Genomic DNA, 19135 nt, shown 5'->3' with positions numbered 1-19135 from the left:
AGAGGCGGAGATTGTCATTTAAATGCGTAAAACTTGGGCGAACACTTTAATTACAGGCGCATTATTACTTAGTACATCATTGGCCTTTATTAGCCAAGCTAATGCGCTGACTTCACAACAGCAACGCTATCTTGATGCTCGCCAAGCTCTGGATAAAAAACAGCTCGACAAGTATCAAGCCCTTCGCAACCAACTCGGCGACTATCCATTAACGGTTTACCTTGATTACCACGCAAAAATCGACAGCATAGTGCAATCTCCTGGCGACAAAGCGCTCAATGCCATCAACCAATTTGATACCACGCCACTTTATAACAATGCGCGTTATCGCTACCTGCTCAATGCCGGTAAAAAACAGCGTTGGCAAGACTTTCTAGTGATAGCGCCAGACACTCCTAACGATGTGCGCTTACAGTGTTATTACTACCAGGCTCAACTTGATGCTGGTAACGAAACCATGGCTTACAAAGGCATAGAACGTTTATGGGTTCATGGCTATTCACGTCCCAATGAATGCGATGCGGTGATAAACCAATGGACTAAAGCGGGCTATCGCACCCAGGAGCTCATTTGGGCGCGGATGTTGCTCAGCTTTAATGCTAGTCAATCCAGTTTGCTGAGTTATTTATCGCAAAAAGTCACCCAACACGATAATGAAGCCAAACTACTATTGTCGGTTTATCGCGACCCTAATATTTTACGTCACATGAACAAGTTTTCCAGCTCTAAACCCATAGTGGGCGATATTGTTGATGCCGGCTTACGTAAGCTAGCGCAAAAGGATTTACATCAAGCGATTAAATTGTACGTTAAATATCAAAAAGCCAACCGCTTCAGCGACCTTGAAGCGCGCCAGCTCAATCGCTATTTAGTCCGCCGAGCGCTGATTAAGCAAGACGCCAAACTGGTGGCGCATATTGATACCATGCTGCCATTACTGAAATCGGACGATTTATACGAAATGCGCCTACGTTGGGCTATTCGTGAGCAAGACTTCAGCACAGTAGAAAAGTATTTAGCGTTATTGAGCGATCAAGGTAAGGTCGATTCTCGCTGGCAATATTGGCAAGCTAAAATGACCTCGCGCCATGACAAAAACCGCGCAACCCAATTACAGTCAACCTTAAGTGGTGAACGTAATTTTTACGGTTTTAATGCGGCTGAAGCGTTAGGCAAACCTCTGGCGATGAACGACGACAATTTAGCCCCTAATCCAGCGTTGCAAGCAACATTAAACCAAGACCCTGGTTTGGCGCGCGTAGTCGAATTAATGGCTTTAGATAAGCAAATTGATGCTCGCAACGAATGGCTGTATTTAATGCGCCGCCACAACAGTGAAATGACCGCCCAATATGGTCTATTTGCCTTAAGCAATGGCTGGCATGCGTTTAGTGTTGAATCCAGTATTCAGGGCAAATTATGGAATTCACTTGTACTGCGTTTTCCTGAGGCGGCTAACGATGAGTTCCTCAAAGCCAGTAAAAAGTTCTCGGTAGACATTGACGAAATCCGCGCTATTTCTCGTCGAGAAAGTGCGTTCTATCTGTATGCCACCTCTGGTGTGGGGGCTAGAGGTTTAATGCAATTAATGCCTGCTACCGCCAAACAAACGGCCAAAAAGAACAAAATACCTTTTAATAACGTAAAAGACCTGTACGACCCTAAAGTAAACATTATGTTAGGCAGCGCCTATTACAGTGAATTACTTAAACAGTTTGACCAAAACCGCGTGTTGGCAACAGCAGCGTATAATGCTGGTCCTGGTAGCGTGAGACGTTGGTTAAGACAGTCTAATGGCAGCTTAGATGTGATGAGTTTTATTGAAACGATTCCTTACACTGAAACTCGCGAATATGTTCAAGCGGTGTTGAGTTATCGAATGATATTCCAACAGCAAAAATCGTTAAGTGAAGGAATGTTTAGTTCAAAAGAACTCAGCTACCTTTATTAAGCACGATTAATTGTTAGTTACCTTTTTAGTTGCTAGCAGTTAGTTTTTGTTAGCAGTTGTTATTCGTTTTTATTCGCAATAGCCGCCACGCTGTGGCGGTGTATTTTGTTTCACACCCGTCAGCAAGATAACGTATGCTTTAAATATGGTACAGACTGGCTGATTATTGAAGTCCACTTGTGGGTAAATGCAATAGGCCATATGGATCAGGCAATGAGCAATCGTGGCAATATATCAAAGTTAGAAACCGAAGCGCTAAAACATAGCGAGAAATCATAGCGAGTAACCATAGCGAGTAACCATAGCGAGAAATGGCTTTAGAATAAAACGACAAACCATCACTACAAACCGTCATTTACAATAAACCCACAACGGTTTATTACTAACAGTTGGAGTTTTCGTGTCGCAATCAACTATTCAAACATTACTTAACCAACTAAGCCAAGTATTGCTCGGTAAACCTGAGCAGATAAAACTTGCCGTCGCTTGTATCCTCGCCAAAGGTCATTTACTGATTGAAGATCTACCCGGCATGGGCAAAACCAGTTTGTCTCAAGGTATTGCCAGCAGTTTAGGCATGAGTTACCAGCGGATCCAATTTACCAGCGACATGCTACCAGCGGACATTCTTGGGGTGTCCATTTACAGCAAAGAACAACAACAATTTATCTTTCATAAAGGCCCAATATTTAATCAAATGTTGTTGGCCGATGAAATTAACCGTGCCAGCCCCAAGACCCAAAGTGCTTTGCTTGAAGCTATGGCTGAACAACAAATAACCATTGATGGCATCACCCATCCGCTGAGTTCACCTTTTTTTGTTATCGCCACCCAAAACCCAGTTGATCAAGCCGGCACCTTCCCCTTACCAGAATCGCAACTCGATCGATTTATGATGCGTATTTCTATCGGTTATCCCAGTGCAGAAGCCGAGTTAGCCATGTTAAAATCACGCACTCAAGCCAATAAACCAGCATCATTATCACAATGCTTAACGCCGCAAGAGCTAATGCTACTGCAACAACAAGTGGCGCAAGTGTCGGCATCTGATGCGGTACTGAATTATTTAATTGCCTTGGTTGATTTTTCTCGGCAACACAATGTCGCTAACGGTTTATCGCCACGAGCCAGTATTGCTTTGCTACAAGCAGCCAAAGCATGGGCTTTTATCAATCAACGCCAGTACGTGGTACCTGAAGATATTCAAGCGGTATTTGCCTCGGTTGCCGAACACCGCATTCGCAGCAGTAGTCAATTTCAAGGCCAAGCGTTGTCTGACACTATTCTCGCCAGCGTCAACCCAATACGTTAACGGCGCAGGCACATGGCTAAATCGACGACAGCAAACAAGCACTCTTCAACAACCTATGCCAATGGCGCTATTAAGCCGTCTCGGTTACGTCGGTTAATTCCAGCATCGTTAATCCAACGCTGGTCAAGGTGGATAAGTAAGCGCCTGCCACCGCAAAAGCAGATTACCCTCAGCCACAAAGGTATTTTTATTCTCCCCAGTGGTTTTGGATTAGTGTGGATTGGGTTGATCGTTTTACTGTATTTGTTTGGCACCAATTATCAAAATAACTTGGTGATTGGCTTAAGCTTATTGCTCGCCAGTGTGTTCCATACTTGCATAATTTACAGTTATAAAAATCTTGCAGGGTTAACATTTAATGCCGTCACGCCACCGCAAGGTTATGCCGAAGACAGCATGCCATTTCCTATCATGTTAACCGGCCATACTCGCCAAAATAATCCCGACACCACCCACCAACAAATTTGTTTGCAATTTAGTTACCAGCGCCATGTTCGGGTTAAACAAATGCACGAGCAAACTATTGCAATTGTGCCGTTTGAACAGCCTAAACGTGGCAAATTAAACCCTGGGCGAATCAAAGTCTCATCCTACTTTCCGTTAGGATTATGCCGCGCATGGTCCTATGTCGACTTAGATATTCATCATGTTATTTTCGCTAAACCAGAAATGTGTGATATCGAATTGGCAAGCCATATTAGCGATAATGATAACCACAATGAACACGGTAAATTGCGCCCAGGTGTTGACGACTACAAAGGCTTACGCAGCTATATTCCCGGTGAATCACTTAAACAAGTGGCGTGGAAAAAATGGGCTCAGGGCAAAGGCATGTTATCCAAAGAATTTGCTGAGCCAGAAGGATTACCCGTTTGGTTAACCTTGGCCAGCACATCGGGCAATGACATTGAACACAAGCTCAGCAAACTCGCATGGCAAGTCGATAAGTTAAGTCAATCGCAGCAAATATTTGGCTTAATTCTGGATGAGCATATTATCAATCAGCAAACAGGCGAAGCCCATCGAGTGGCTTGTCATACCGCCATTGCAACTTATCATGCACCCACACATATGAATCCCGATTTTAATCCAGGTAATGTGGCAACCTCATCCGTGGGTGAACCATCATGACCGATAACTTTGATACCATCATTAGCCGCAATACCTTGTTTTGGTTGTTAATCACCAATGTAGCCATCCTCAGCCCTTTACATCAACAAGCGACCCTGTGGAGCATTGGTATTTGTGCCATTTGTTTTGTTTGGCGCGTGGGGATTTTTCTCGGCAAAGTAGCCGCTCCACCTAAACTATTGGTAACCACTTTGGCCATTGGCGCCGCTACCACCCTCGCCTTAGTGTCGAGTGAAATCGGTTTGCTCAATGCGTTGGTGAACTTATTAATTTTAGGTTACGCGTTAAAATATATTGAAATGCGCGAACTGAGAGATGTTAAAGCCATTGTGTTAGTCGGCTATTTCCTTATCGGCCTGACCTTGCTTGATCAACAAAGCATGCTTAATACCCTGCACTTATTGGCGGTAGCGGTGCTCAATACCGGCGTATTAATCAGTGTTTACCAAGACAAATCGAACAAAGTCGCTAACCTCAGTTTTAGCCTTAAAATAATATTACAAAGTCTTCCGTTAGCCATATTACTGTTTGTGGTGTTCCCACGCCTTGGGCCATTATGGTTAGTGCCTAATATGAAAACGGCCAAGACAGGTTTGTCTGATGAAATGTCATTTGGTGACATTAGTAAGCTCACTCGCTCAGCAGAATTAGCCTTTAGAGTGGGTTTTGATAATCCAGATGGCAGCACCCTAGGACCTGCCAATCAGGATTTGTATTGGCGTACTCTGGTGATGGAAAATTATGACGGCAAAACCTGGCGTCAAGACCCCAGTATTCAACAAATTCAGCGACAGGCATACTTTAACAAGCCCATGCGCCAAGCCCCTAACAACGTTGCTAGTGCTAATGCTAATCCTAGCAGTAAAAAAATCGACTATGTGGTCATTAGCGAACCCAGTCATCAAAAATGGCTATATGGCTTAGATGAAGCGTTTAGCAGCAATGATCAAGTGGTTGAATTAGCAGATTATCGTTTGTATTCGTTAAGGCCTGTCGATCAGCGAATGAGCTATAGAGTGACCTCATATCCTGAGACGATCATGGGTCTCAAACTCGACTCAAATACCCAACAGCTAAACCTTGCGTTGCCAGCCAATAGCAATCCAAAAACCCGAAAACTCGGTTTGCAGTTCGCCAAAGATTATCCAGATCCACAAGCGCGCATTAATGCGATGATGAATTACTTTGCTGAACAAGCCTATTACTACACCTTGAGCCCGCCCCGTGTCGGCGAGCAGCAAATTGATGATTTTCTGTTTGAAAACCGTGCTGGATTTTGTGCTCATTACGCCTCTGCGCTAGTGTTTATGGCACGTGCTAGCGGCATTCCAACCCGTATGGTAACGGGTTATCAGGGTGGAGATTATAATGCTAAAGCGGGCTATTACAGTGTTTATCAATACATGGCCCATGCGTGGACCGAAGTGTGGTTTGAAGGCCAAGGTTGGCAACGTTTTGACCCTACCGCAATGATTGCACCGCAGCGGGTGTTAGATGGCTTTGATGCCACCTTTGACAGCCAAAGCAGCTACTTACAAGACAGCCCTTTTAGCACGCTGCACATGAAACAATACCCATGGTTAAATGAATTACGCCAGCAGTTTGCCAGTGTCGATTACTACTGGAGTGTGTGGGTATTAGGTTTTGACGAACAACGTAAACAGCAAGTATTAGCAAAGTTATTGGGTGATGTTAGCAGCACCAAAATAGCCTTACTGATGATTGTTAGCTTTATCATTATCGCACTGGTTATTGCCTATTACGCCGGTTTGTTCAATGTTGATCGCCACCAAGATCCGCTTAATAAACGTTATCAACTCATTTGCAAACGTTTAGCGAAAAAAGGCATCGCACGCCAGCAAGGTCAAGCCCCGTTTGATTACGCCGCAGCGGTTAGCGCCCATTTAAGTACCCTGTCCCCTCAAGTGGCAGCTGACTTTACAGCCCTAAGCAATGCCTATGTGGCACTTAAATATCAACCGCTGTCGGAATCACAAACCCAGCAACAGCAACAACACTTTAAGCGGTTATATCGCCGATTGCGTTTGCGACTGCTGCGCAATTGATCTTGTGCACAACATCTGCAATCATCCTGATTATTAACGGTTTTGATTGATGATTTAAGGCAGAGTCCATAGAATGAATTAATCTCAAATTAGCGGGTCGACCATGCTTACTTTAATTCAATCTAATCAGATGGAAGTGTTGTCTGAACAACTGGCCAAACTGTTGGCTATTCGTTTAGATAACGTCAGTTTATTAGCCAGTGAGCATGTGTTAGTTCAAAGCCCGGGGATGTCGACTTGGCTGCGTTTAGAAATAGCTAAACACAATGGTATCGCCGCCGCATTATCGTTCCCGTTACCCTCGAGTTTTACTTGGCAGTTATGCCACGACTTGCTGCCCGATGTGCCAAAAGATAACGCTTTTACCAAAGCGGCGATGACGTGGAAGTTAATGGACTTATTACCAAGTCTGCTAGATAACCCAGATTTTAGCCCACTCAAACAGTACTTATTGCCTCAAGTTGATACCACAACTGATATTGCTGCTACAGATATTCTTGATACCGATGTAAACGCGAATACTGATACTGAAACTAATATTCATACAACAAACAGCCACGCCATATTGCAGCTTAATCAGTCTCATGATGCAATTAAGCTATTTCAACTGTGTGGCCGCATTGCCGATATTTTTGACCAATACTTAGTCTATCGCCCTGAGTGGATTTTAGCGTGGGAGCAAAACCAGCCATTATCGAGCCTAGACAACCGCCTAGCATTAGATGAAAACCAGCAATGGCAACCGATCCTGTGGCGAGCATTAATCGACTATAACCAACATCATTTGCACGCCAGCCATTATCATCGCGCCAATTTACATGCCGATTTAATTGCAACCTTGGCTAATCCAGATACCGATTTATCGATGTTGCCCGCTCGCTTATACGTGTTTGGTATTTCGTCCATGCCGCCACAAACCCTCGATGTGCTGTACCATTTAGCCAGTCGCATTGATGTCATTATGTTGTCTCTCAGCCCTTGCCAGCATTATTGGGGCGATATTATTGAGCCGAAAACCCGCGCCCGCATGGCGCTGCAATATGCCAACAAAAAACAACTCGACCAAGACTGGGAAGACAAACTCGAAGTAGGTAATCCCATATTGGCTAATAATGGTCAAATGGGCCGCGAACTCTTAGATTTATTACTGTCTCTACCGCCAGAACACACCGACTTTGGTTACGACTGTTATGTTGAGCCCGAGCCGAATAATCTGCTGCACGGGGTGCAGTACGATATCTTACAAATGGAAACACTCGGCCAGCCATTAGGGCCAAACGCCAGTTTGTATCAAGACATTCATGCCCGCCGCACCTTATTGCCAAGTGATGACTCAATTACCTTACGCAGTTGCCACAGTGCCCTGCGTGAAGTTGAAACCTTACATGATCACCTTTTAGAGCTGTTATCAAACAACAGCGACTTAAGCCCTAAAGACATCGTGATCATGATGCCCGATGTCGCGGCCTATGCACCGTATATTGATGCGGTATTTGGCACCGCCAACAGTCAGTATTTTGCTGATAAAAACCCGCAAAAAGGCGATTACTACATTCCCTACGCCATTGCCGACAGGGGCGCAGCGCAAGAATCACCGCTGATTAATAGCTTTTTAAGCCTGCTAAATATCAATCAAAGTCGCTTTGGCCTCACAGACATTATTGGTATTTTAGAAGTGCCTGCTATTTTGCGTCGTTTCCAACTCGATGATGACGAATTGTCATTAATCCGCCGTTGGCTAGACGATGCGAATGTCCGTTGGGGCCGCAGTGAGCAAACTCGTAGCCAACTAGGTGTGCAGCCTTTTACGCAAAACTCATGGGCATTTGGCATTAAGCGTTTAATACTGGGCTACGCCTTTAACGACGATGCCGATATTTATCGCGATACCTTGATGGTGCAAGGCATTGAAGGTCAATCATCGCAAGCATTAGGTAAGTTGCTCAACTTTTTAGAAACCATCGATACTTATTTCAACTTATTTGCCAATGACTACAGCACCGCAGAGCGCCTTGAACAATTACAACAACTACTCGCCGATTGCTACGACACCACAGATGACGAGCGTGAACAAATTCAAGCCATTCGAGATGCATTAGTCACCCTAGACACTGAGCTTGAAAGTGCTGGACATCAAGGCCAAGTCGATATTGAAGTCCTAAAGCAGTGGTTTAATCAGCGCTTAACTGAATCTCGGGTCGGCCAACGTTACCTGGCTGGTAGCGTGAATTTTTGTACCTTAATGCCAATGCGCTCAATCCCCTTTAAAGTGGTGTGCTTGCTGGGAATGAATGACGGCGTTTACCCGCGGGTTCAACATCCTGTCGGGTTTGATTTAATGGCGCATTTTGGCCCTAAAAAAGGCGATCGCTCGCGTCGATTAGACGACCGCTACTTATTTTTAGAAGCATTACTGTCGGCCAGGGAACAACTTTACATCAGTTATATTGGCCACAGTGAGCGCGATAATGCTGAGCGCATTGCCTCAATGCTAGTGTCTGAATTGGTCGAGTATTGCCAACTCAGCTACCTACCGCAATCCTTACAGCAACAGCTTGAACAACAAGCCGAAATCAACCTTGATGATGCCGATAAAACCGTACTGGCACAGCTTATTCAAGCACAACCTTTGCAGCCGTTTGACGCTAAACTTTTCCGAGAAACGCCACTATCTGCGCATAGTGTGAATAAGCTGCAACATAGCTTTAATGCCCAATGGTGCCCGCCACCAGCCAATGCGACCATTAACAATCACTTTTTTGAGCAAGCATTACCCTTGTCGGCTGAACAGGCGGATGAAGTATTTGCCCATACTCATATTAATAGCGAAGGCATTAAAGTGGTCGAACTCGAATTGTCGGCATTAATCCGTTTTTATCGTAATCCAGCGCAATTCTTTTTCAACCGCAGTTTAAAAGTCGATTTATCACTGGATATTCAAGCCGATGACAATGACGAACCGTTTAGCTTAAATGCACTCGAACGCTATTTATTGCAATCACGCATGCTCGACAATGCCATTGAACATCAACTCGACAGCCCAGATTTCGAATTACTCAGCAAGCTCAAAACCAGCGGTGAATTGCCCATGGCGCCGTTCGACGACTTGTTAATTAATCAATATTTACGCGATATATCGCCGTTGATTAATCGGGTGCAGTTTTTACAAGACCAACAAACCATGCACACGCTGAATGTGGATCTTAACTTTGATTTACCGATGCAGGATTTTCCAGCGCATGCTCTATCTGTGCAGGATTTACCAGCACAAACAAATCCAGCCCATTCGTCCACCGTGCGAGTCAATCTTGTCGGCCGTATTGACGACATTCTGCCTAAAGGCTTAGTCAATTACCGCCCCGGCACAGCCCACGGACGAGATTTTATTCGAGTGTATTTACGTCATTTATGCATCAACGCCATGGCAAATTCGTTCACCTCAGGCATAGGTAAAAATCAATTCAGTTACTTACTCGACATTGGCCATTTTCATGCCTTTGCGCCTATTACTGCTGAACAAGCGCAGGCACAACTCCTGCGCTTTATCAGTGGTTTTATTCAGGGGCAAACTCAACCCTTGTGCTTTATGCCTAAAACGGCCTTCGCCTATGTTGAAACCGATGGAGACCATGAAGAAAAGCTACTTAAAGCCCAGCAAAAATGGGATGACGGCCAAAACCAATTCGGCGAAGGGCACGACCCACATAACCAGCGTTTATTCCATTTCCCAGAAGACTTTAGCGAAGCTAGGTTTGGTGCATTAGCCATCCATTTGCTGCAACCCATGTTAAGCCAGTATCACAAAGATAAATTGGCAGAATTAGACACTTTTGTCAGTGGCACCGCGGTCGATATTCAAGCGCAACTCATCGCCAACGCAGCTAAACTAGGAGCGCATTAATGGACGCTATTACCGTGACACCGCTTAATGCCCTCACCTTACCTTTTAGCGGTTCCAGCTTAATTGAAGCCAGTGCTGGTACAGGGAAAACCTATACTATTTCTGGTTTATATTTACGTTTATTGTTAGGCCATGGTGGCAAAGCACCGTTAAGTTGTGAGCAAATTTTGGTGGTAACCTTCACCAACGCCGCCACAGAAGAACTCAGAGACCGAATTCGTAAACGGATTAACTTAGCGTTTAAACGCTTTTTAGGCTTAGCCGTCAATGATGAGTTTATTGAACAGCTTTACCAAGACACCTCGGAAGATGAACGTCCTATTGCGTTAAGACGCTTAGACTTAGCGTTAAAGTCGTTAGATGAAGCGGCCATTTTTACCATTCATGCCTTTTGCCAACGCGTATTGTCAGACATGGCATTTGAGTCGTCATTGCTATTTGAGTCCGAATTCACCCTCGACGACAGTGAGTTTTTACACCATGCAGTGCGCGATTTCTGGCGTGAAGTGTGTTATCCATTACCGCCCTTTTTAGCCCAAGCCATTAGTGATGTGTTTGCCGAACCTGATGTGTTAGCGCAAAAGCTGCGACCGTTATTAGGTGCAAGCCAAGCGGTATTGTCAAAGCAGCCTCTGGCCTTTGAAACCCTACAACAACAGCTAAGCCAAAGTATCAGCCGCTTTACTTTATTGTGGCAAAGCCTGCACGACAGCACCCTTGAATTATTGCAATCGCTGCCATTAAACGGTCAACGTTTTGGCAAAGGCACCGACGGCTACCCTAAACTTAGCCAACTGTTTGATAGCATTAGTAACTGGGTAAAATTTGGCCAAGGATTACCGCCAATAAAAGCGCTGGAGCAATTGGCATTATCCGAGCTTAAACTCAATAAAGGTGGCGTTATCCCCAGTGCTGCTGAAGCGCCGTTACTTGAGCATATTGAGCGCTTACTTGAGTTGATTAATCAGCTTATTCCGTCATTTTTAGTGCGCGCCCGTGAGGGAATTCGCCAACGCTTTGCTGGCCAAAAACAGCAACGCAATTTGATGACACCCGATGACCTATTGCTCAGCTTAGCCATGGCGCTCAGCCAAAATCCAATCACCCTAGCCCATGCTATTGCTAAGCGTTTTCCGGTCGCATTAATTGATGAGTTCCAAGACACCGATCCACTGCAATTCACCATTTTTAATCAGGTGTATCAACAGCCGTTAGCATCACAGCTGGACTTAGCCGCTGATACCACTGTGCACAGCCAAAATGATGACAGTAAAAGTAATGACGACATTGGTAATGACAACAACGATGATGATGCTAACAAGGGGCGCTTAAGTTTATTAATGATTGGCGATCCTAAGCAGGCTATTTATGCTTTCCGTGGCGCCGATATTTACACTTATATTGCCGCGCGCCAACAAACACAGGCTCATTATAATCTTGACACCAATTACCGCTCATCGACTCAATTGGTCAATGGTGTTAATCAGCTTTTCAGCCAACACCAAGACCCGTTTATTAGCCAAGCTATCCCCTATGATATTGTTAAAACCCCATCATCGGCAGCCAATAAACACCTGAGTGAAGCCACAACCAATCCAGCGGCGTTGCGGATCCGCTTATTAGCCGAAGACGATGTAAATGGCTTAAACAAAACTACCGCAAGACAACGCCTAGCAGCTGATGCTGCCAGTGAAATAAAGCGCTTACTCACCGAAGCGCAACAGGGATTATGCCGAGTTAATACCAGCTTTGAACAGGAAGCTAAACCGCTCATTGCCAAAGACATTGCCATATTGGTGCGCGACCGTAACGAAGCGGCCGTGATGAAAGCGGAATTATCAGCACGTAAAATTGGTGCGGTATTTTTAAGCCGAGACAGTGTATTTAACACCATTGAAGCCCGTGAAATGGCTATTTTATTGTATGCCTTAGCCACGCCTAAAAATGAACGTGCTATCCGCGCCGCGCTGGCCACTGAGCTTGTTGGTTTTAATGCCCAGCGGATCCATCAATTTAACCAAGATGAAGAACAACGTCAGCAGGTATTAGATCAATTCACTCATTGGCATCAGTTGTGGCAACAACGCGGCGTTATGCCTGCGCTGCTTAACTTTGCCAGCGAAACTAAACTGATCCATCGTTATCTGTCGCAATCTGTCACGGCTGACATCAATAGTGTTGATAAACATAACGCTAATGCTCACCGTGATAGCAGCAATAATGACAACAGTTATAGCAGCAATAGTGACAACAGCTTTAATGATGCTGATGACGACAACGCAGCAGATCTTAAAGCCTCAGGAGAAAGACGCTTAACCGACTTTAGGCATTTAGCCGAATTACTGCAGCAAAAGGCCACTGAGCTAGATGGTAGCAGCGCCCTTATCAATTGGTACGAACAACAACTGATTGGTAACAATGGCGGTGATGAGCAGCAATTGCGCTTAGAAAGCGAACAGAACTTGGTGCAAATTGTCACTATTCATAAAAGTAAGGGCTTAGAATATCCGGTCTGTTTTGTGCCGTTTGTCAGCTTAGCCCGCGGCAATAAAAAACGCCCTGCGCCGATGATGTACCATAAAAATGAGCAGCTCATTTGGGATATCGACGCCACCGACGAAGGCTGGGAACAACTCAAACAAGAAACCCTCGCGGAAGATTTACGCTTATTGTATGTGGCGTTAACACGGCCGGTTTACGTGTGTTATTTGTATATTGCCAACCAAAGCCGCCAATTAAAGGCGGGGATCAGCAGTCAATTGCATGAAACAGGTATCGGTTATCTGTTGGGTATTACCGACAAGAAAACCGACTTTGCTCTTATTCAAGCCAAAGTGAATGCCATTGCCACCTTACCAGCGATGAGTGTGGAATGTTTAAGTAATGATGTTGACGATTCAGTGCTCGCCGATATTAACGACAATAATGACATTCTAGCGGCCAAAAAAGTCACTCGAGTACAGAGCCTTGCGTGGCGAGTGGGCAGTTATTCTGGCTTGGTGAAACATCTGCCTCACGAGAGAGTCGCACCCGGTGCCGACGATGAAGACTTCACCGATGAGTTAATCCAATTACAGTTACAAGATGAACTCACCAGCGAACCCGTACTTGATCGCTTTACCTTCGAGCGCGGTGCCAATGCCGGTAGTTTTATGCATTTAGTGTTAGAACTGTTTGATTTTACCCAAGCAGATACTGAACTGACGCCTGCGCTAACAAAAGCCATGAAAAAATATGGGTTTGACGAAGCCCTATGGCAACAACCGCTAATGGACTGGTATCAGCAAATATTGGCCGCGCCGCTGTTTATCAAGCCATCGTCAGAGGACACATCACTGATATTAAGCCAATTAGGCATGAAGCAAAAAATGGTCGAAATGGAGTTTTACTTGCCTATTTCAACCTTACAAGCATCGCAATTAAATCATATTTTGCAGCAGCACGGTTATGTCGCCGGACTCGACTTTGATACCTTAAAAGGCATGTTAAAAGGCTTTATCGATTTAACCTTTGAGCACCAGGGCCAATTTTATATTGCCGATTATAAGTCTAACCATTTGGGCGATAACTATAGCGACTACACTCGCTCAGCCATGGCTAAAGCCATTGATGCTCATCGCTATAATTTACAATACATCTTGTATACCTTGGCGTTGCATCGTTACTTATCGCTTAGATTACCAAACTACAATTATCAGCAACATATTGGCGGCTGCTATTACCTGTTTTTACGCGGCATGCATCCTGAGCATCCTGGCGCGGGGGTGTTTTATGACAAACCACCGCAAGCATTAATCGAACAACTCGACCGCTTATTTTCAGGTAATACAGACAATCGTGCGCCGGAGACGTCATCATGCTAATACTCACCCATCCAATCACTGAGTTATTGCACCTTTGGCAAGAACAGCGGCTCATTACAGCACTCGATCGTCATTTTGCTTTAGAGCTGGCCAGTATTGAAACCATCAATAACGATCCCGCAATAAGCGAACAACAGCCGCAACTGTTCTTGCTTGTTTGCGCCATGCTTAGCCAGCAATTGTCGAATCAGCACAGTTGTTTAGTCATCGAGCAAATTAATTTAGCCAATCCCATGGCAGAAGACAACCGCGGCAACGCTGAAATCAATTGTCGGATTGAGCTTAACCATCAACAATTAATTGAACAAATCGCGCTATTTGATGCCGTCGGCCAGCCTGGTGACAATAAACCGATGATTTTTGAACATGGACGCTTATATTTAAATAAGTACCACTTCTTTGAAACTCAAGTGGCGGCTAAGTTGACCCAATTAGCCAATCAACAGATTGAAATCGACCTAGCTAACAGTAATCTGCCGCAACTCATTGAATGTTTATTTACCGCAGAAGACAGCAATAGCAGCCCGTTTAACTGGCAAAAAATAGCCACTGCAACAGCGTTGGCCAAAGCATTAGCGGTGATCACCGGCGGCCCAGGAACCGGTAAAACCACCACAGTAACTAAACTATTATTGTTACTGTTAACCCAATCGCCGCTAACCATCCGTTTAGTCGCGCCCACAGGTAAAGCTGCAGCAAGGCTGAGTGAATCGATCAAGGCGTCTAAACATCGTTTACTGCAACAGCTAACCCAAGTGAGCGACCCTGCATTGGCGAAAGTATTAACTGATTCGCTAAAACAAATACCTGAAGAAGCCTCAACATTGCATCGATTATTGGGGGTTATCCCAAACTCGTATCAATTTAGGCATCATCAGGATAATCCGTTGCGCTTAGATTTACTGGTGGTTGATGAAGCATCGATGGTCGACTTACCCATGATGTATAAATTACTCAGCGCCCTGCCGTCTCATGGCCGTTTGATATTGTTAGGCGACCAAGATCAACTCGCATCAGTAGAAGCTGGCGCAGTGCTGGCGGATATTTGTGTTGGCTTAAAACAAGCTAATCAGCATGAGGCATCGCCATGGTCAATGCGTTACAGCGCAGCACAGGCAAAGCTCATTGAGCAATTAACCCAACAAGATGTCAGTCAGTTTATTCATCAACAGCCTAAAATTGGTGACAGTTTGTGTATGTTGATGCACAGCCATCGTTTTAAAGGTGATGCCGGTATTGGGTTATTAGCCAATGCGGTTAATCAATCAAATGTGCATGCGATTCGTCAAGTATGGCAACATGATCATGCCGAATTGAATTGGTTTGAACATCAGCATAATGCCCAGGGAGATAACACAGGTAAACAAGCGTTATTGGCATTATCGGTACAGGCTTATGGTGAGTATCTAAGTTTGGTACAGGAAAATCAGCAAAGGATAAATCAACAGGCCATTATCGATCAAGCGGATCGACAGGACTGCGCCATAACATTGCCGCATTCTGAACAAACCATCATCGACAGCTTTAACCAATATCGAGTCTTGTGTGCCATGCGAGCAGGTGAATTTGGGGTTGAGGGCATGAATATCGCCATCACCGACAGCCTTAAACACGCCAAACTGATTAATCCTCAAAATGAGTTCTATTTAGGCCGACCAATCATTATTCAAAGTAACGATTACAACTTAGGCTTATTTAATGGCGACATTGGTTTAATCTTGCAAGACAGCACTAAGCCAAGTCGCTTAATGGCCCATTTTGTTATGGCCGATGGCAGCCTGCTTAAAGTATTACCCGCACGCTTACCCAGCCACGACACTTGCTACGCCATGACAGTACACAAAAGCCAAGGCAGCGAGTTTGATAAAGTCAGCTTTGTATTGCCACATAAACCCAGCTCCGCCCAATGGCAGCTACTCAGTAAAGAACTGCTTTACACCGCCATCACCCGCGCTAAAAACCATTTTTATTGTTTAGGCACGAATATGATATTTGAAAAAGCCAGCAAACAAGCCACATCACGCGCATCGGGGCTAGCTTGGAGATTGTGGGGCTGAGTGGTTAAAGCAAGTGATCAGAACTGATAAGTGAAGCAGATGGATCTATTGTTTAATTTAAATTTGACAGTAAATGCAGCCAAATGGGAACTGCTAGTCTATTGACAGGGGGAAGACTCATATATGTTATGCTTTACTCCCATCAGGCAATCTAACTTCAAGTATTTCATTCAGTTCTTGAGGAGTTAATATCTCAGTTGTTATATCACTAAGATCTCCAACATTTAATGTATATTTTTCTGGTATTTTATAATTTAGGTCGATTAATATACGATGTTCACGTTGATGTTCAAATGTTTTTCTTTTTTGAAAACCATGCATATCAGAATCTAACTCCCCACTAAAAATTTGATCATCAAAGTAATCAACCAACGATATGGCACCATCAACATTTATACTTTTTATTGCAGATTTCGCTCTTGATATAAACTCACTAACATTTGTGATTGCAACACAATAAGAACCGAGCCCATAACACTTAGAATGTACTTCAAGTATATTTTTAAACTCTTTCAATGTATCAACAGAAATTTTGTCAAATCCTCGTGAGTTTAATGCATAGGTACAAAATGCATTTCGCGAAAGTAGATCATTACTATGAACTAAGACTGCTCCATCGAAGGAATCTGAATCTAATTTTATATTTCCAATCTCAAGCTGAATATCATCAGATTGGAAATATCCAACAATACCTTCACATGGATCTCCACGCAGCTCACCATTGTCATCTATCCAATCTTTATAATCACGGAGTGTTTGCATATATAACTCACCGTTAATAAAACTTTGAGCATGTTGTTTTTCTTTAAATATTTTAACCAGTGCATATATCAAATTATCACCTTAGGCATAAACACCTAGATCATACTGAAAAATTGATTAATCAAATGAATCAAGCACCAATTTTTATGACGTATTATTCATCAAGCAATTTGGTTACCTGCTTAACTGCTATCTTTTTAGTGATATCAATAACTGCAGAAAGACCTTCTCTTTGAAATCTATCTTTAATTATGGTCAAACATCTGGTTTATTAAGAGCTAAAGCAAAATCATACCCTTCTGAAGTAATTCGCCAAGGCATACCAGAAGTAAACTCATATCGTCCTTGCTCATCAAATTCAAGCTCTATTCCTAGTTTTTCATGGGAAAAAGCCCCCGTGATTAGTTTCTTTTCTTGCATAAGAATCAAGTGATGGGCTAACTTTTGTGAGTCTTTTTCATATAACTCAATAAAGTCATCAACACTAACGGTACTTGTTTCTGACTCTACAAAATTTATCAAAATTTCATTTATAAATTCGTAATCTAATTTCATTATTAGCTCAATATATCCAGACTCTCATAAGGTTATAGTATTTATGCGTTGAGCGGTTTGCAAAGCATAAATCATTTGTTGGAATTGGCTGATGAACATCAATATTAATCAGAATAATCGTGGGTAGCCATGTTTACGCTTGTTAATTGGAAGAGTTAATTTTTTTGGTTGCATTCTCTTCCGTCATCCGGCCAAACAAAACACTCATCATATAGCCATCCGTTCTTCAGCATTACCAAATTTATTACCATTTAGACTATTTGGCGCTTTAAACTCTACTTTTCCAACACGCTGACCATTTTGAAATGCTTCAATATATGCATCGTTTATATAGAGTGCCAAATCCCACCCCCAATGCCCTTCATACTCAAGCCTCAGTTTTTCTAAATCATGCTTCGATCCATCACTCGATGTAGTGTATTTGAAATTATGTTTATCGAGCCAAGACTCCATTGTCTTCTGAAATCCTTCTCGTGTTTTTTCATCATTGATAATGACAACCTGCACATCACCACTTTCATAGTCATTAGCAATGGCTGTAGCGGTGTATTTTGGCGCAGCACAACCAGCTAAAACCGACGTAAGCAACACAAATGCAATTACAAATATTTTCTTCACTTTAAACCCTTGATACGTAAGTAGGCACCCCCCCCATTTTTATTGCAAATAATCAGGGTGGCTTTTTTTAGCTTCAATTATTGATCTGTTATTGACTGGATAAAGAGTAACATCTCAAGTATTGGGGTTGGTTCACCCCTTGGGATAAGTACGACTTGCCAGTTCTTTTTTATATTTATGTTCGGTTACGTACCACATGGTTACACCAAATAATAAACCAGCTAATGGCCAAACAATAATGTGAACGATTGCGGCTTTAGAAGTAAAACCATCTACGAAAGGCTTGTTCATAAATGCCATTATGGTTAACATTGGTAAACCATACGACAAAACGCCTCTAATTAGAAAAAAGTTTAACTTACCTTTTTCGCGAGTTAGTTCCCATGCCTTGAATTGATCATCCTTCATCTAAAATATCCTCCATAATTGATTAAAGCATTACACCCTAAATTAATCATACCACCCATTTTTATTGCCAATAAGCAGGGTGGCATTTTTTAGCTTCAACACTTGAGATAAAGACACGACTTAGCGCAGCGTATCCCTATTTGTTAGGTTGTTAGACTTTTAAAATAACCAACCAGTAGGGTTGTCAATTGGTTTTTCCAGTTCAAGTGCTTTCATGCCCTTGAGTGAGCGGATTATTAGCCAAACTGCCCAGAATAAGAGTACAAACCAACCAATGATAACTAAAGATAAAATTGAGCCTAAGAAGATATAAATAGCACCAATCCAAAAAGTCCTAATTTGAAACTGATAATGGGTTTTTAACCATTCAGGGGCATCACCTTTATTGATGTAAGCCATTACTACACCGATTATGCCCGTAACAAAAAATTAATCATGCCACCCATTTTTATTTTTAAATCAGTTCTAAGCGCTTTTAAGACACTAGGCAATGCATTTTGAACCCATAAAA

Annotated in this window: 12 protein-coding genes; 7 read left to right on the top strand and 5 right to left on the bottom strand. The window is 43.4% G+C overall.

The annotated features are described in order from the left end of the window. Positions 1 to 22 precede the first annotated feature (22 nt). From CXF88_RS17595 to recD, 7 genes are all read left to right on the top strand, one after another. On the top strand, positions 23 to 1951 hold the full coding sequence (locus tag CXF88_RS17595) for a transglycosylase SLT domain-containing protein (protein ID WP_101087968.1): 1929 nt from the start codon (positions 23 to 25) through the stop codon (positions 1949 to 1951). 400 nt (positions 1952 to 2351) lie between these two features. Then, entirely contained in the window at positions 2352 to 3263 is a 912-nt protein-coding gene (locus tag CXF88_RS17590) for a MoxR family ATPase (RefSeq protein WP_101087966.1), read from the top strand. A 12-nt stretch (positions 3264 to 3275) separates the two neighbouring features. Then, a complete protein-coding gene (locus tag CXF88_RS17585; protein ID WP_101087964.1) occupies positions 3276 to 4394 on the top strand; it encodes a DUF58 domain-containing protein in 1119 nt (372 codons plus the stop codon). Further along, positions 4391 to 6460: a DUF3488 and transglutaminase-like domain-containing protein gene (locus tag CXF88_RS17580; RefSeq protein ID WP_101087962.1), complete on the top strand. Its 2070-nt coding sequence runs from the start codon at positions 4391 to 4393 to the stop codon at positions 6458 to 6460. Before CXF88_RS17585 ends, CXF88_RS17580 begins: the two co-directional genes overlap by 4 nt. A gap of 103 nt (positions 6461 to 6563) precedes the next feature. Beyond that, on the top strand, positions 6564 to 10361 hold the full coding sequence (gene recC / locus CXF88_RS17575; protein WP_101087960.1) for an exodeoxyribonuclease V subunit gamma: 3798 nt from the start codon (positions 6564 to 6566) through the stop codon (positions 10359 to 10361). Then, a complete protein-coding gene (locus tag CXF88_RS17570) occupies positions 10361 to 14224 on the top strand; it encodes a UvrD-helicase domain-containing protein (protein ID WP_101087958.1) in 3864 nt (1287 codons plus the stop codon). Before recC ends, CXF88_RS17570 begins: the two co-directional genes overlap by 1 nt. Continuing rightward, on the top strand, positions 14218 to 16281 hold the full coding sequence (gene recD, locus CXF88_RS17565; protein ID WP_101087956.1) for an exodeoxyribonuclease V subunit alpha: 2064 nt from the start codon (positions 14218 to 14220) through the stop codon (positions 16279 to 16281). Before CXF88_RS17570 ends, recD begins: the two co-directional genes overlap by 7 nt. Positions 16282 to 16407: 126 nt before the next feature. Here recD and CXF88_RS17560 read toward each other — a convergent pair whose 3' ends face one another. The 5 genes from CXF88_RS17560 to CXF88_RS17540 all read right to left on the bottom strand — a co-directional run bounded on the left by CXF88_RS17560 (position 16408) and on the right by CXF88_RS17540 (position 19023). Then, positions 16408 to 17115 carry a hypothetical protein gene (locus CXF88_RS17560; RefSeq protein WP_101087954.1) on the bottom strand — a complete coding sequence of 236 codons (708 nt, stop codon included), beginning with the start codon at positions 17113 to 17115 and terminating at the stop codon, positions 16408 to 16410. Between the two features lie 183 nt (positions 17116 to 17298). Then, positions 17299 to 17598, bottom strand: a complete 300-nt coding sequence (locus CXF88_RS17555) for a DUF2513 domain-containing protein (RefSeq protein ID WP_101087952.1) — start codon at positions 17596 to 17598, stop codon at positions 17299 to 17301. 207 nt (positions 17599 to 17805) lie between these two features. After that, on the bottom strand, positions 17806 to 18216 hold the full coding sequence (locus tag CXF88_RS17550) for an Sbal_3080 family lipoprotein (RefSeq protein ID WP_242445192.1): 411 nt from the start codon (positions 18214 to 18216) through the stop codon (positions 17806 to 17808). Between the two features lie 132 nt (positions 18217 to 18348). Further along, positions 18349 to 18624: a hypothetical protein gene (locus tag CXF88_RS17545; protein ID WP_101087950.1), complete on the bottom strand. Its 276-nt coding sequence runs from the start codon at positions 18622 to 18624 to the stop codon at positions 18349 to 18351. Positions 18625 to 18783: 159 nt separating this feature from the next. Beyond that, on the bottom strand, positions 18784 to 19023 hold the full coding sequence (locus CXF88_RS17540; RefSeq protein WP_197708465.1) for a hypothetical protein: 240 nt from the start codon (positions 19021 to 19023) through the stop codon (positions 18784 to 18786). Between the last annotated feature and the right edge of the window lie 112 nt (positions 19024 to 19135).

Origin of the sequence: Shewanella sp. ALD9, from assembly GCF_002836315.1 — a bacterium.
Taxonomy (GTDB): Bacteria; Pseudomonadota; Gammaproteobacteria; order Enterobacterales; family Shewanellaceae; genus Shewanella.
Note: the sequence above shows the minus strand (reverse complement) of the source record. Positions and strands in the feature narration are given on the sequence as shown.

Bases quoted from the DNA above. Each gene is read 5' to 3' on its own strand.
- CXF88_RS17595 (WP_101087968.1), top strand. From the start codon at position 23: ATGCGTAAAACTTGGGCGAACACTTTAATTACAGGCGCATTATTACTT.
- CXF88_RS17585 (WP_101087964.1), top strand. From the start codon at position 3,276: ATGGCTAAATCGACGACAGCAAACAAGCACTCTTCAACAACCTATGCC.
- CXF88_RS17580 (WP_101087962.1), top strand. From the start codon at position 4,391: ATGACCGATAACTTTGATACCATCATTAGCCGCAATACCTTGTTTTGG.
- recC (WP_101087960.1), top strand. From the start codon at position 6,564: ATGCTTACTTTAATTCAATCTAATCAGATGGAAGTGTTGTCTGAACAA.
- CXF88_RS17570 (WP_101087958.1), top strand. From the start codon at position 10,361: ATGGACGCTATTACCGTGACACCGCTTAATGCCCTCACCTTACCTTTT.
- recD (WP_101087956.1), top strand. From the start codon at position 14,218: ATGCTAATACTCACCCATCCAATCACTGAGTTATTGCACCTTTGGCAA.
- CXF88_RS17555 (WP_101087952.1), bottom strand. From the start codon at position 17,598: ATGAAATTAGATTACGAATTTATAAATGAAATTTTGATAAATTTTGTA.
- CXF88_RS17545 (WP_101087950.1), bottom strand. From the start codon at position 18,624: ATGAAGGATGATCAATTCAAGGCATGGGAACTAACTCGCGAAAAAGGT.
- CXF88_RS17540 (WP_197708465.1), bottom strand. From the start codon at position 19,023: ATGGCTTACATCAATAAAGGTGATGCCCCTGAATGGTTAAAAACCCAT.